General features: G+C 38.4%; 11 protein-coding genes. 8 read left to right on the top strand and 3 right to left on the bottom strand.

The window, feature by feature from the left end:
- Positions 1–20 precede the first annotated feature (20 nt).
- From EI546_RS06985 to EI546_RS06975, 3 genes are all read left to right on the top strand, one after another.
- On the top strand, positions 21–1,652 hold the full coding sequence (locus EI546_RS06985; protein WP_128249874.1) for a M28 family metallopeptidase: 1,632 nt from the start codon (positions 21–23) through the stop codon (positions 1,650–1,652).
- 542 nt (positions 1,653–2,194) lie between these two features.
- Complete coding sequence (locus EI546_RS06980; protein ID WP_128249873.1) at positions 2,195–3,832, top strand: ABC-F family ATP-binding cassette domain-containing protein; 1,638 nt, start codon at positions 2,195–2,197, stop codon at positions 3,830–3,832.
- Between the two features lie 199 nt (positions 3,833–4,031).
- A complete protein-coding gene (locus EI546_RS06975; protein WP_128249872.1) occupies positions 4,032–4,541 on the top strand; it encodes a DUF4251 domain-containing protein in 510 nt (169 codons plus the stop codon).
- 174 nt (positions 4,542–4,715) lie between these two features.
- Here EI546_RS06975 and EI546_RS06970 read toward each other — a convergent pair whose 3' ends face one another.
- Both EI546_RS06970 and EI546_RS06965 read right to left on the bottom strand, forming a co-directional pair.
- Positions 4,716–5,099 carry a DUF3037 domain-containing protein gene (locus EI546_RS06970; RefSeq protein ID WP_128249871.1) on the bottom strand — a complete coding sequence of 128 codons (384 nt, stop codon included), beginning with the start codon at positions 5,097–5,099 and terminating at the stop codon, positions 4,716–4,718.
- Positions 5,077–5,874, bottom strand: a complete 798-nt coding sequence (locus EI546_RS06965; RefSeq protein WP_128249870.1) for a HipA family kinase — start codon at positions 5,872–5,874, stop codon at positions 5,077–5,079. The genes EI546_RS06970 and EI546_RS06965 overlap by 23 nt, the downstream gene beginning before the upstream one ends.
- Positions 5,875–6,023: 149 nt before the next feature.
- Between EI546_RS06965 and EI546_RS06960 the strand changes: the two genes are divergently transcribed.
- The 4 genes from EI546_RS06960 (at position 6,024) to EI546_RS06945 (ending at position 11,908) form a co-directional block, all read left to right on the top strand.
- Positions 6,024–7,499: a potassium/proton antiporter gene (locus tag EI546_RS06960; protein ID WP_128249869.1), complete on the top strand. Its 1,476-nt coding sequence runs from the start codon at positions 6,024–6,026 to the stop codon at positions 7,497–7,499.
- Between the two features lie 195 nt (positions 7,500–7,694).
- Positions 7,695–8,456 (top strand): peroxide stress protein YaaA, encoded by a 762-nt coding sequence (yaaA, locus tag EI546_RS06955; protein ID WP_128249868.1) that lies wholly within the window; start codon positions 7,695–7,697, stop codon positions 8,454–8,456.
- A gap of 275 nt (positions 8,457–8,731) precedes the next feature.
- Positions 8,732–9,391, top strand: a complete 660-nt coding sequence (locus EI546_RS06950; protein WP_128249867.1) for a uracil-DNA glycosylase family protein — start codon at positions 8,732–8,734, stop codon at positions 9,389–9,391.
- 396 nt (positions 9,392–9,787) lie between these two features.
- On the top strand, positions 9,788–11,908 hold the full coding sequence (locus EI546_RS06945) for a M3 family metallopeptidase (RefSeq protein WP_128249866.1): 2,121 nt from the start codon (positions 9,788–9,790) through the stop codon (positions 11,906–11,908).
- A 299-nt stretch (positions 11,909–12,207) separates the two neighbouring features.
- Here EI546_RS06945 and EI546_RS06940 read toward each other — a convergent pair whose 3' ends face one another.
- Positions 12,208–14,373, bottom strand: coding sequence for a S46 family peptidase (locus EI546_RS06940; RefSeq protein ID WP_128249865.1), 2,166 nt, complete (start codon positions 14,371–14,373; stop codon positions 12,208–12,210).
- Positions 14,374–14,812: 439 nt separating this feature from the next.
- On the opposite strand from EI546_RS06940, the gene EI546_RS06935 reads away from it, so the two are divergent.
- Positions 14,813–15,271: a DUF4168 domain-containing protein gene (locus EI546_RS06935; protein ID WP_128249864.1), complete on the top strand. Its 459-nt coding sequence runs from the start codon at positions 14,813–14,815 to the stop codon at positions 15,269–15,271.
- The last annotated feature ends 42 nt before the right edge of the window (positions 15,272–15,313 follow it).

Genomic DNA, 15,313 nt, shown 5'->3' with positions numbered 1-15,313 from the left:
CAATTGAAAACCAGATTCGTATGAAAAAGTTTATTCCCTTCGTCTTATTGCTTCTTTTAATTGCTTGTAAAGAAGAAAAAAAAGAAAAAACTGAAGCTATTCAAGTAAGTGAAGCAACCATTGCCAACAAAATAGAACGTTTGGCTTCCGATGAATTTATGGGAAGAATGCCCTTTACGGAAGGGGATATAAAAACAACTACTTATTTGGAAAAGCAATTCAAGGATCTCGGTCTTGAACCCGGCAATGGCGATAGCTATTTTCAGAAAGTACCGATGGTTGAAATAACGGGAACTCCTTCCGAAGAAATGCATATTGGGAGTCCAAAAGGAGATTTTGATATCGATTATTATAAGGATTATGTTGCGGTAACCTTAAAAACTGATTCCGTTGTTAGCCTTAAGAATTCTGAACTCGTCTTTGCTGGATTTGGCATAGTTGCTCCTGAATATGGCTGGAATGATTACGAAGGAATAGATTGGAAGGGAAAAACCGCGGTAGTCTTGGTGAACGATCCCGGCTTTAATTCTGGAGATTCCACTTTGTTTAAAGGAGATGAAATGACTTATTATGGAAGATGGACGTACAAATATGAGGAAGCAGCTAGGCAGGGGGCTGCGGGTGTAATAATAATCCACGAAACCGAACCAGCCTCTTATGGTTGGAACGTGATCCAAAGCGGTTGGCGTGGTGCGCAGTTGAGTTTGGAAAGCGATGCACCTGTAGCCGATGTTCAAGCTTGGATTAGTAATGAAGCCGCTCAAAAATTGATGGATGCTTCTCCATTGGCCGGAAAAGATTATAAGCTAATGGCGAGTAAAAAGGATTTTAAACCTGTGCCAATGGGCATAACAGCTTCTTTAAGTATCAAAAACGAAATAAAAAGAGATTCATCCAATAACGTGGTTGCCATAATTCCAGGAACCGATCTTAAAGATGAATATATTATTTACTCTGCACATTGGGACCACTTGGGAATTGGGAAACCGGTTAACGGAGATTCTATTTACAATGGTGCCGTAGATAATGCTTCAGGCACTGCAAGTTTGCTGGCAATTGCCGAAGCTTTTAAAAAGTCTGGTCCTACGAGACGATCTATTCTTTTTATGGCCGTTACAGGCGAGGAGCAGGGCTTATTAGGTTCTGGCTATTATGCCGAACATCCAATTTATCCTGTTGAGAAAACGGTGGCAAATATCAACATGGACGCGTTATCAAGCCCAGGTCCAATGAAAGATTTAACCATAATTGGCTATGGTCAAAGTGAAATGGATAATTATGCCAAAGAAATTGCCGATGGACAAGGACGTTATATAATTCCAGATCCAAATCCAGGATCGGGCGGATTTTTTAGATCAGATCATTTTAGTTTTGCCAAGATTGGAATTCCCGCTCTTTATGCATCCGGAACTACAGAAGGCTTTGATATGAGTAAAGAAGAAGTGGAAAAACTTCGTGAAGATTATAACCAAAATAAATACCACCAACCTTCAGATGAATACGATCCTAAAACCACTATATTGAGTGGCGTTCGGTTTGACGCTCAGCTTTTATACGAAGTGGGATTAAAGCTGGCCAATGAGGATTATTTTCCGAAGTGGAATGAGGGGAGCGAATTCAAAGCGACACGGGATAAACAAATGAAACAATAACCATGTTTGGCCGTTTTTGTATTTCTTCAGCCAATCGCAAAGGTCTAAAACAGAAAAAGGGCTTGTCCCACTAAATGACAAAGCCCTATTTCTTTTTGTCAAACCGCTAAATCAAAAAAACAAAAGCTAAATGCGGTCTGTGTTTGTTGTAATATTTTATTCTACATTTTCAAGAAATTACATTTGGATAAATGTTAAATTTTGTTAATGTCGAGCAAACATATCCAATATATTTATTAAAAGCAAATTCAACTTCACGGTACAGAATTCACTTCTTAAATGATTGTTTTCTTGTCAACCTGATCATAGGTCTCTCATTGATAATCAGAATTAAAATTTCTACTCAAAATCATATTTATTGTTTTCCGTCTGTTTCTTTTCAATAGTTTTGCAGCCTTTAAGAAAGACTTACAACAAAAGAATTTAAGAAATAGGACGACCCCTTTCTTTAAATAATAATTATTTTGAATGGACTTGTCCTATGTACTACCTCATTCAGTCCTAAATCAATTTTAAAAAACTCACAATTTTTCAGGTAAAGTATGATTTCAATAGACAATTTAGCAGTTGAGTTTAGCGGTGATACCCTTTTTAGCGATGTTTCCTTCGTAGTAAATGAAAATGACAAAATAGCTTTAATGGGAAAAAATGGCGCGGGCAAAAGTACGATGATGAAGATTATTGCCGGCGTTCAAAAACCTACCCGCGGAAGTGTTCGTGGTCCAAAAGATGCAGTTATCGCATACTTGCCACAACATCTATTAACTGATGATAATTGTACCGTATTTGAAGAAGCCTCAAAAGCCTTTAAGCAGATTTTTGAAATGCGCGATGAAATGGACAGGCTGAACAAGGAACTTGAAACCCGCACCGATTATGAGAGTGATGCCTATATGGACATTATTACCAAAGTGGCTGAACTTGGTGAGAAGTACTACGCCTTGGAAGAAATAAATTACGAAGCAGAAGTTGAAAAAGCGCTTCGAGGCCTCGGATTTAAAAGAAGTGATTTGCACCGTCAAACTTCCGAGTTTAGTGGAGGATGGCGCATGCGTATTGAATTGGCAAAGCTGCTCCTTCAAAAACCTGATTTAATTTTACTGGATGAACCAACAAATCACGTGGATATTGAATCCGTAATTTGGCTCGAGGATTTCCTAATCAATAAAGCGAAGGCTGTAATAGTAATTTCCCACGATAGAACCTTTATCGACAACATAACAAATAGGACGATTGAAGTTACAATGGGGCGAATCTATGATTACAAAGCCAATTATAGCCATTACCTACAATTGCGCGCAGATAGAAGAGCCCATCAATTGAAGGCATACGAGGAACAACAAAAATTCATTGCCGAAACCCAACAGTTTATTGAGCGCTTTAAAGGAACTTATTCTAAAACAAACCAAGTGAATTCTAGAGAGCGCATGCTCGAAAAACTTCAGATTATTGAGATTGACGAAATAGATACTTCAGCTTTGGCATTGCGTTTTCCTCCAGCACAGCGCAGTGGGGATTACCCCGTAATTGCTGAAGGACTGACTAAAAAATATGGCGACCACATAGTTTTTAATGATGCCAATATGAGCATTTCCCGCGGACAAAAAGTGAGTTTTGTGGGAAGAAATGGTGAAGGAAAATCAACAATGATTAAAGCCATTATGGGCGAAATTGATTTTGAGGGAATCTGCACTCTTGGTCATAATGCCAAAATGGGATATTTTGCCCAAAACCAAGCCGCGCTTTTAGATAAGGAACTAACGGTTTTCCAAACTGTGGATGAAGTCGCCAAGGGTGAAATCAGGACACAAATAAAAAACATACTTGGCCGATTTATGTTCAGTGGTGATGATATCGACAAAAAAGTAGGATTGCTTTCGGGGGGAGAAAAAACCCGTCTAGCAATGGTTAAATTATTGTTGGAACCCGTAAACGTTTTGATTCTCGATGAACCCACAAATCACTTAGATTTAAAATCTAAGGATGTATTAAAAGAGGCACTTCTCCAATTTGATGGGACGCTAATCTTGGTGTCACACGACCGTGATTTCCTTCACGGACTTTCAGAAAAAGTATTTGAGTTTAAGGACAAACGCGTAATTGAACATTTTGAAACCATCGACGATTTTCTTCAGCGCAATAGAATTGAAAATCTGAAGGAGATGGATTTGAAAGCTTAGTTTTAAATTCGGATTAAGAATATTTCTTTTTTAATTCCGTAAATTGGTAGTGGAATTTCGAAACCGTTATTAATGTTTCATCTAGGAAAACCTATTTGATGGCATATTTTTTGGGACAAGACTTGGATTGATTTTTAAACGAATAACATTAGGCAGGCATTTTTACTTGACCTATGATTCACCGAAAAATTTTGTAAAAATGAAAACACAAGGAATATTCTTAGCCGTGTTGGTATGCTTTCTCTTCGGAAATGTTTCCGCACAAGAAAAACAGATTAAATCGAACACAAATAAAGCAACTATAAGCGCGGACAGACTTGACAATCTTTTAGATTCCAAAACTTTTGAATTCATCGCCACCCGCGCATTTCCTCTTAGTGGAACTCCCAAGAATTTGGCAGGAGATAGTTATACAGTTACTTTTTCGCCTGAAATGATTGTAAGTAACTTACCCTTTTATGGAAAAGCATATAGTGCAGTGGGGATGACCGAAGATACGGGAATGAGTTTTAAAGGAAAACCAGAAAACTTCACTGTTACGAAGAAAGATGGCTATCGACTTTATTCCACTGTGCATGACGGCGATACCTATAGAATTACATTATCTGTTAGTGACTCAGGATATGGTAGACTGACAATAAATAGCAATGATCGTGAAACTATCTCCTATCAAGGAGAGATTGTGGAGGTTTCGATAATTGCTAAGTAATCCGTGATCAGTGTTCAGTAGTGAATATTCAGTGGTCAGCAAAATAAGCAACTACCCATTTTATTTTATTTCTCAAACTTACTTTCCTTTAATGAACGGCGAAAATCTCAGTCCATTTTTTAATTTGTCATAAACCCATAAACCCATAAACTCATAAGCTCCTAAACTCTTAATTCAAAGCACCAGCTCCACAAAAAGTCGTTCCAAAGTTTCATCCAAATCGTCACTAAATCCGTTATGGGGACGAGAGGTTTGTATAGAAGAGCTGCGTTGGGCGGTGAGCCATCGGAATCGATCAGGTATTTCCCATTGGGCCACGTGGCCGCCTTTCTTAGAGCCAGAGCAAATTTTACCGAAAGCTTCCAGATTTTTTTCTATTTCATCTAATGGAAGTTCGGAGTTAAATAGGTTTAGCTTTTCATTATCAACAAAGAATTTACAGTTTAGATATTTGGCTCCCTTGCTGAAAAGGATTACTCCCACATTCAGAAATTCTTCGCGTTCTACACGAGGTACCAAACGGATTACCGCATATTCATACAAGTGTTTTCCGGGCATCGCGAATCTGTGTTACAAAGTTTTGGGCACTGTCTCTTCGAAGAATTAGAAATTGCAAATACACATTTCGGATTTCTTCTGGAGTTAAATCGGAATCTTCCCATTGCATCCAATCAACTGGAATGAGATCAGTGATTTCTTTTAATTTTTCATCATTTAGAAGCGAAATCATCTCATCATTTAATTCATCCACCTTCGAAGCTTGTGGCAATAAAACGTGATCTTTAATATATGGAAATGGACTTTTTGCGGCTTTTTCCCAATTGTCCCAAGAATGGTGGAAATAGAAGGTAGCGCCGTGGTCAATCAGCCATAGTTCCTTATGCCAAATAAGCATATTCGTATTTTTCACTGTGCGGTCTATATTGGTCGTAAATGCATCCAACCAGACAATTTTGGACGCCGGTTCTTCATCGATTTGAGTTACAACCGGATCAAATGTAAGTGCGCCGGAAAGAAAATGAAGAGCAAGATTTAAACCTTGGCTTCCCTTCAATAAATCTTGGATTTCTTCATCGCCCTCACTTCTTCCAAAAGCTTCATCCAAGTTTGCAAAAACCAGTTCGGGAACTCGTAATCCTAAGGTTCGAGCTATTTCACCACCCAATAATTCCGCGATTAAAGCTTTCACCCCATGACCCGCTCCACGAAATTTTAAAACATATTTAAAATCGTCGTTTCCTTCTGCCAGAGCAGGCAGCGAACCACCTTCCCGCAGCGGGGTGATATATCGGGTAACGTTTATCGTTCGAAGTTCTATTTTGTTATTTGACATTTGGAACAAAACATTAGCTTGTAAAATTAGGTTTATTTGTTGGATATGAAACTTGGATTTTTTAACCAATTTGATTTCCACTTTTAGAACAAAAAGTCTGTACTTATTCCAGTCTTTAATTTGTATTTTTGCCGAAATAGCCTACTGTATTGAATCTAACCATAGAGAACATTCTGCTTATTGGTTCTTTATTGCTTTTTATAAGCATTATTGCCGGTAAAACTTCTTATAAATTTGGCGTTCCCACCTTGGTGCTTTTCTTAGCTATTGGAATGTTGGCGGGAGAAGATGGTATTGGTGGTATTACTTTTAACGATCCACAGATTGCCCAACTTGTGGGGGTGGTTGCATTAAACTTTATATTATTCTCCGGTGGATTGGATACCGATTGGAAGGCGGTAAAACCTATATGGAAAGAAGGACTTGTCCTAGCCACTCTCGGTGTCTTGCTGACGGCCGTGTCGCTTGGAATGTTTGTGTATTTTATCACCGATTTTACAATTTTCGAAAGTCTGTTGCTTGGTAGTATCGTTTCCTCAACAGATGCAGCGGCGGTATTTTCTATTTTGCGTTCCAAAAATCTGGCACTCCGTGCTAATCTGCGACCCACTTTGGAGCTGGAAAGTGGAAGTAACGATCCTATGGCTTATGTGCTTACCATTGCCTTTTTGGGATTGGTGGTGCACCAAGATCAGAGCTGGACCTCTATAATTCCTCTGTTTTTTCAACAGATGATTATTGGTACGATTGCCGGCTTTGGATTTGGGCGACTTAGCAAAATTATTATCAACCGAATAAAACTGGACTTCGAAGGGTTATATCCGGTTCTGGTTATCGCCTTAATGTTTATAACATTTTCGGTGACCGATGCCGTAGGTGGAAATGGATTTTTGGCGATTTATATCGCGGCAGTTTATTTGGGCAACAAATACCTTATCCACAAAAAGACGATATTAAAAATGTTTGATGGACTGGCCTGGCTTATGCAGATTGTACTGTTCCTTACCTTGGGACTTTTGGTATTGCCAACCCAAATTTTACCAGTAATCGGCATTGGTCTCGTAATCTCTTTATTTCTCATACTGGTTTCCAGACCCTTAAGCGTATTTATTAGTTTGATTCCCTTCAAAATGAAAATGCGACGTCGTTTTTATATTTCGTGGGTGGGATTAAGAGGCGCGGTGCCGATTGTATTTGCTACTTATCCTTTACTTGCGGGAATTGAAAAAGCGAATATGATTTTCAACATAGTATTCTTTATTGCTCTTACTTCCATTTTGATTCAGGGTACCTCTCTATCGATGGTGGCAAAATGGCTTAATGTAAGTATCCCCAGCGCCGATAAAATTCTTACTCCTTCGGAAAAATTCTTGGAAGAACATCCTAAAACCGAAATGCGAGAAATAGGAATAGGTAATACCAATAAAGCAGTGGGCAAGATGATAGTAGATATAGAGTTCCCTAAATCAGCCATTATCGCCATGATAAAAAGAGATAATAAATATCTTACTCCAAATGGAAGTACCGTCATCAATAGCGATGATGTTTTGATTGTACTCTCGGAATCCAAAAAAGGAATGAAAAAAGTTTATAAAGCGCTGGGTATTAAAGAATATGCCGTTTAAGATCTCCATATTAACGGTACGTTAATAAATAAAGGAGGGTCAAAATACGGTTTGATCTGCATACAATCTGATACTTTTGAGGATCTAAAAATCAAAACAGAGGAAACAATGTAACTTTTTCACGATTGTTAGGCAAGCCTTAAAATCCTTGAATCACCAATAGTTTTTCGTTATTTTTGGGGAAAAGCAATTTTAATGAAAATAGTAATTTCTCCAGCGAAGACGTTGGATTATAAAAGCAAACTTCCTACTACAAGAGCTACCCAACCTCAATTTTTGGAGAAAGCTGAATTGATAAACAACAAACTCCAACGCAAAAGCAAAAAAGCAATTTCAGAGTTAATGGATATCAGTGATAAGTTAGCCGAACTGAATTATCATCGATATAAGGAATTCAGTACACCTTTTACCAGGCAGAACGCCAGACCTGCCATTTATGCCTTCGCTGGAGATGTTTATACAGGATTGGATGCTTATACAATTCCTACCGATAAAATAGATCTTCTGCAAGATTCCTTGCGTATTCTCTCTGGGATGTACGGAATTCTTCGTCCGTTGGACCTGATGCAACCCTATCGATTGGAAATGGGAACCAAGCTTGCTGTAGATCGAAAAAAGAACTTGTATGCATTTTGGAAAAATACGCTGACCGATTCCTTGAATAAGGAATTAAAAGAGGGCGAGCTATTTTTAAATCTTGCCAGCGTAGAATATTTTAGCGCAATTGATTCAAAAAGATTAAAAGTTCCCGTAATTGCTCCGGTTTTTAAGGATTTTAAAAACGGTGAACTAAAAATCATTTCCTTTTTCGCCAAAAAAGCCCGGGGAAGTATGACCCGGTTTGCCATAGATAATGATATATCAACTTTAGATGAGGTTAAAGCTTTTAATTATGAAGGTTATGGCTATAGCGAAGAATATACCGAGAAGGAAAATGAACCTGTTTTTATAAGGTAAGTTGGGAAAACGAAATCGAAATCGAAAACGAAAACGAATTGAAGATGAAGCGGCGAGAAATTGAACCAACTTAAGCAATCTTTTGCAAAATTAATATCTTCCTCCTCGGAGGTCAGGGGGACGGACGAAACCGAAACCGAAACTTGGCCGTAGGAGGGTCGAGACTTGAGCATTGAAAACTTTTTACAATTATTCTCTTTCCCATCCGGATTCAGGGGATTAACGAAACCAAAATCAAAAATCATCAATTTTAAAATCGTAAATCTAAAATCATTTTGTTTCACCACATCCACCCATATTCCCCTTACATTCCCAAGACTGCAACAAAGCTCATTGTAGGCACCCTCCCGCCGCCCCGTTTTACTACTGGGGAATTAAAGGAAAAAGATGTTGATTTCTGTTATGGGAGTGGCGACGGGCAGTTATGGGTCATTTTGGATAAGATCTTTGATCTTAACCTGAAATTTGAAACTACTGCGGAAGCCATAGCCCAACGAGAACATTTTCTTATTACCAGAGGAATCGGAATTTGCGATATGGTGGCATCGGCAAAGCGTGAAAAGATAGATGCGACGGATATAGGAATGAAACATGTAAAACTTCGGGATTTAATTAAAGTGCTTCAAAAACATCCAAAAATCGATACGCTATTATTTACAGGCGGAAATAGCAAAAACGGTCCAGAGTATTTCTTCAGAAAAAATTTAAAGGATTATGATATTAAAATGAAAGTAATTTCCAGCAAACCACCAAGGATACATTCTTTTCACTTACCCAACTCCGAAAGATTGATTAAGACCGTTTCTTTAATCGCTCCCTCTGGCTCAGCGAATAGAGCAGTTGGAAGCATGGAGCTCTACAAAAAAATGAAAGCTGAAAACCCGGATTTTAATGTAATTGATTTTAGAGTCATGCAGTATAGGGAGTTTTTTTGAAAGGGATTGGTTTAATTTTGTAGAGATCTATAAAAGTTTTACTTTAAAAATAACATCTATTATTTACTATAAAAAGGTCTCGATCCGATAGCTACCAAATGCGCTCGACCTGACAATAAATATTGATTTTTAATGAATTAAAGGGTCATTTCGAGCGCAGTCGAGAAGTTCTGCGAGTAAAGGCATGATTATTTATGACGCTATTGGTTTTGATCCTCTTTTTGCCTTACTATTTCTATACAATAGCGTCGGTTGAACAATATTCTTTAAAACATAGTATCAATTAAAAACTGGGAAAATCTATCCATCAATCCAAGTATCTTGATTTTTGGTCTATTCTACCAATCACCTTCTAAATCCGTATATTTACATTTCTTTTTTTAAAACCAAATCAACATGAGAAAAGCAATCCCTTTTTTAATGCTGGCTGTTTTAATTTCAGCCTGCAACAATTCGAAAGAAACCAAATTAAACGATGATGACAATATGAGTGAAAGAAGCAATCCACTTCTCGTAGAAAGTACTTTGCCCTATTACGCTCCCGATTTTTCCAAAATAAAGGATGAGGATTTTGAGCCGGCAATGCTCGAAGGAATAGCACAGCAGAAAAAGGCAATAGATGAAATAACCAGCAACCCCGAAGAACCTACTTTTGAAAACACTGTTGTTGCATTAGAAAAGAGTGGGGAACTACTTGATAGGTCTTCCCAAATTTTTGGGGCACTGGGTTCTGCCAATACAAATGATGCTCTCCAAGCTATTGATGACAGGATGGCTCCAAAATTTGCCGCCCAACAGGATGCAATTTATCTTAACGATAAATTATTTCAGCGTTTTAAAACTCTGTATAATAAGAGAGAATCCTTAAACCTTGATCCAGAATCATTAAAGCTTCTTGAGAATTATTACGAAGATTTTGAAATTGCTGGAGCAAATCTTTCCGCAGAAGATAAAAAGACTTTATCTGATTACAACGGAAGGCTAGCGACACTTACCACCAAATTTGGAAAAACACTTTTGGCAGCAAATAATGCCGGTGCAGTTACTTTCAATGATAAAGAAGAGCTAGCAGGAGTTTCTGAAGATGTTCTAAAATCCAGGGCAAACGAAGATGGTAAGGGATGGACAATTCCTCTGCAGAATACCACGCAACAACCGTTGTTGCAATCCATGGATAACAGAGCAAGCCGAGAAAAACTTTTTAAGGCCGCTTGGATGAGGGCAGATGGAGGGGCAAATGATACTAGAGATCTGGTAAAGGAAATTGTCGAGTTGCGCGCCCAGAAAGCCAAGTTGCTTGGATTTGATAATTATGCAGCTTGGAGCCTTCAAAAAACAATGGCAAAGACGCCAGCGCATGTTAATAAATTCTTTGAAGGTCTAATTCCCGCGGGAACTGCGAAGGCTCAGGCAGAGTCTGATGAGATCCAAAAAATGATCAAAGCACAAGGAGAGGATTTTACCTTAGAGCCTTGGGATTGGAACTATTATGCCGAAATGGTTCGAAAAGAAAAATACGATCTCGATGAAGAACAGATCAAACCTTATTTCGAATTAAAAACCGTTCTTGAAAAAGGGGTGTTCTTCGCAGCCACCCAGTTATATGGAATTACTTTTAAAGAAAGAACAGATATTCCTGTTTATCAAGATGATGTTTTGGTGTACGAACTTTTTGAGGAAAATGGCGACCAGCTCGGGCTCTTTTATGCCGATTTCTTTGCTAGACCCAGCAAAAGGGGAGGAGCGTGGATGTCCAATTTTGTTACCCAATCTAAACTTTACAATAAGAAGCCTGTAATTTACAACGTGTGTAATTTCCCAAAGCCTTCAGACGGTAATCCTGCTTTATTAACTTTTGATGAAGTGACAACTATGTTCCATGAATTTGGCCATGCCCTTCACGGATTTTTCGCCGATCAACAATATCCTTCACTCTCTGGAACTTCCGTAGCTCGTGATTTTGTGGAGTTCCCTTCACAGTTTAATGAGAATTGGGCACTTTATCCAGAGGTATTGAAAAACTATGCAGTTCATTATGAAACTGGAGAGCAAATTCCCCAGGAGCTGATTTCAAAAATCAAAAAATCCGGCACTTTTAATCAGGGCTATAGTATTACCGAAAACTTGGCTTCATCCAATTTGGATATGCAGTGGCACACAATTCCAAGTACAAAAAAGATTGATGATGTGGATGCTTTTGAAAAAGAAGCGCTTCATAAAACAAAATTGGATGTTGTACACGCTGTACCACCGCGTTACCGATCTACTTACTTTGCGCATATTTTTGCAGGCGGCTATGCTGCTGGATATTATTCCTACCTATGGACAGAAATGCTGGACCACGACGCCTATAACTGGTTTGAAGAAAATGGTGGAATGACTCGCGAAAATGGACAACGTTTCCGGGATATGGTACTTTCTCGTGGGAACACCCAGGACCTTGAAAAAATGTACAAAGCTTGGCGAGGAGCAGATCCTAAGATTGGACCTTTGTTGAAAGCAAGAGGATTAAAGTAGTCCCTCGGCTCCGCTCGGGAACGAGAACATCTTTTTGGGGATGTTATATAATCTCCTTTTCAGTCCCTGGAAAAAAATGAACCACGACTTCACGAATAATGTTTTATACATTCGTGAAGTCGTGGTTTTTTAATTGGAATAGTCTTCTAAAAGCTAAAAGCAAAAAAATCTCACAGGTCTCAACTTGTCCGCCGAAGCTTTTTTAGCGTAGGAGGAAGACCTGTGAGGTTTATAAATTCATTCGTGAATTCGCGGTCCTAGTTTCTACCGACTACCAACTGCCCTCTATCAACTAAAAACTATTTTTTCTTCTTCTTCGACTTCTCCTTTTTTGGATGGACAAGTTTCAATTCGTCAATCAAATTGGTCGCTCCGGCATATTTATCCATTATAAAAAGTACATAGCGAATATCTACCATAATATTTCTGGATAAGGAAGGATCGTAATAATAATCGCTCATCGTTCCTTCCCAAACGCGGTCAAAGTTTAGACCGATCAAGTTACCGTGGGCATCAATAGCTGGACTTCCTGAGTTTCCACCTGTGGTGTGATTTGTTCCAATAAAATTTACTGCAATTTTACCATCCTCGGCATATTGCCCGTAGTCTTTTTTGTTATATAGATCAATCAGTTTTTGCGGCACATCGAACTCATAATCTCCTGGCACATATTTTTCCATAACTCCTTCTAGGTGCGTTACCGGTTCGTAATAAATGGCATCGGCGGGAGAATAACCTTTTACTTGTCCGTAGGTTACTCTTAGCGTACTATTGGCATTTGGGAAGATTCTTGCATCTTTGGGACTGAGTTCCATCATAGCTTTCATATAATCTCTTTCAAGTCCTTTTATTTTTAAATCCAACGCCTCATAATCTGGCGCTACTTTATTGAAATAAGCATCTGCCAATTCCTTGGTTATTTGAAATCCGGGATCTTTTTCTAAATTTTTAATTACCGTTTCCGCGTCGCCCTCCATTAAATTTTTCAGTTTATCATAATCTACAAAAGCCGAATTGCTATAAACATTTTCCGTAAGGGTTTGCACATTTAGATTTTTAAATGAATCTGGAAGAAATTGTGCGGGGACTTTTTTAGCATAAAGCGCTATCAATGCTTCAAAAACCTCCTTGTCCACTTGGGTGTTATAATCTTTGTACTTTACTCTCGCCGAATTAAGGAAGTTGTCCCTTCTATCATCAAAAGACTGTTCCCCTCGCTGTTCAAAGGAATTTTTCAACTGGTATGCCTGAAAAGCGGTTCTAAGTAATTCCACATTTCTTAAAACCGTTTCCGTAAAATACTCGCGCGCAAGTTTGTAGGGTTCAATTTGGGTGTAATAGGTTTCAAACTGGGGAAGTAGATCACCATATTCTGAAGTCTTGCCTTTCTTCTTAATTTCCTGTGTAAGTTGTCTTTCCTGTTCTTTCTTGATTCCTACGGCATCCGATTTCTTCAAACCGGTTGTTTCACCCCTCCATTTTTTCCAATAATTGGCAATGCTGGCAAATTTTGAAGCATATTGAATTTTAATCTGTGGATCCGCCCGCATGTATTTATCTACAATCGCCAATGCCTCGTCGCGAATTGCTATTCTGGCAGGATTAATTGTGTTTATTACCTGGTCGATTGCTATTGAAGGAAGATATTCATCTGTAGAACCTGGAAATCCAAAGACCAAGGTGAAATCATTTTCTGCAACTCCATCGAGGGAGATAGGAAGGAAATGCTTTGGGGTATAAGGAACATTATCTTCGGAATATTCTGCTGGACGATTGTCTTTATCTGCATAAATTCTGAATAGGGAAAAATCGCCCGTATGTCGTGGCCAAACCCAGTTGTCCGTATCGCTGCCAAACTTGCCAATTGAAGATGGCGGAGCTCCAACTAAACGGATATCTTTAAAGGTTTCAACTACAAAAAGCATATACTGATTGCCTTCATAGAAAGTACGTACTCTATTTTCCTGGTATTTTTCCTTAGGTGAATTTTGGACAGTAGAGGCAATATTGGCTTCTACAATTTTCTGTCTTTCAGCTTCTTCCATTTCTGGATTCACTCCAGCCAATATCTTGTCAGTAACGTCTTCAATTTTGATGATAAACGTAGCGGTTACCCCGGGATTGGGTAATTCCTCTTTTAAACTTTTCGCCCAAAAACCGTTTTCCAAATAATCATTCTCTAAAGTTGAGTGTTTTTGGATCTGGGAATACCCGCAATGATGATTGGTAAGCAAAAGTCCTTTGTTGCTTATCATCTCACTGGTACACCCACCATTGAAATGAACAATAGCGTCTTTGAGACTTGATTTATTTATGTCATAAATATCCTGGGCGGACATTTTCATGCCAAGATTTTTCATTTCAGTTTCGTTCATTCCCTCAAGAAGCGAGGGGATCCACATACCTCCCTGCTGGGCAAAAAGAGGAACGGATAAAAAAATAAATAGCAGGCGCAATAATTTCATAAGATAGTTTTTAGGAATAGTCCGCAATATAACAATACAGCGGGGAAATTGAAATCGAAATCAAAAATGAAATCGAATTGAAAGGTGAAAATACACTTCGGTCTGGGCCGGGATTTGGTGAAACAGGAAGCAATGTAGCTTGAGAGGGTTGGAAGAAATCAAAAATAAAGGAAATCAGAAACCAAGCATTATTAATACGAAAATCAAATAATGTATTGGTGGTGCTATTCACCGAGAGTTAGAAGTGAAATGATGTCTCAGCTTTTCATAAGTAAATTATAATTAATAGTTAAGGTTTCTAATTTTATTGGTCAGGAATTTCCATAGTCTTAGTTTTGGCGAAAGAGATTCGAAATTGGAATACTCGGTAAATTTAAATGCTTGGAGTTCAATATTCTGAAGGTCTCTAAAAACTAATTATAAATTTTAATATTCAATTATGTTTAAGTCATTAAAGATTAAAAGTTTGTTTTTATTCGTTGCTGTTTTAGGTTCTGCTGGCGTATTTGCTCAGGATAAGGACATCAGCGATAGCGAATTGAACAAATTTGCCGATGCCTATATTAACGTGCAAATGCAGAATCAGGAGGCACAACAGGAAATGATCTCTATCATCGAGGGTGAAGGTTTGAAAATTGAGCGCTTTGGGGAAATTCAACAAGCCTCTATGGATCCAAACCAGACGAATGATGCAACTCCTGAAGAAATGAAAATGCATGATGCGGCCGTTGCCAAAATGGAAAAATTGCAACCACAATTGGAACAAAAAGCAAAAGCAGGAATCGAATCAAAGGGAATGACTTTTGAGCGTTTTCAAGAACTTGCTACGGTAATCCAACAAGATCAGGCGTTGCAGCAAAGATTACAAGCTATTTTGATGAAACATCAAATGGAATAATCCAAACAATACTTTATACTAAAAGGAAGTCGGCTCGGCTTC

The sequence above is a fragment of the Aequorivita sp. H23M31 genome, from assembly GCF_004022485.1.
Classification (GTDB): Bacteria; Bacteroidota; Bacteroidia; order Flavobacteriales; family Flavobacteriaceae; genus Aequorivita; species Aequorivita ciconiae.
The sequence above is the reverse complement of the archived record's forward strand: the minus strand, read 5'-3'. Positions and strand labels throughout refer to the sequence as shown.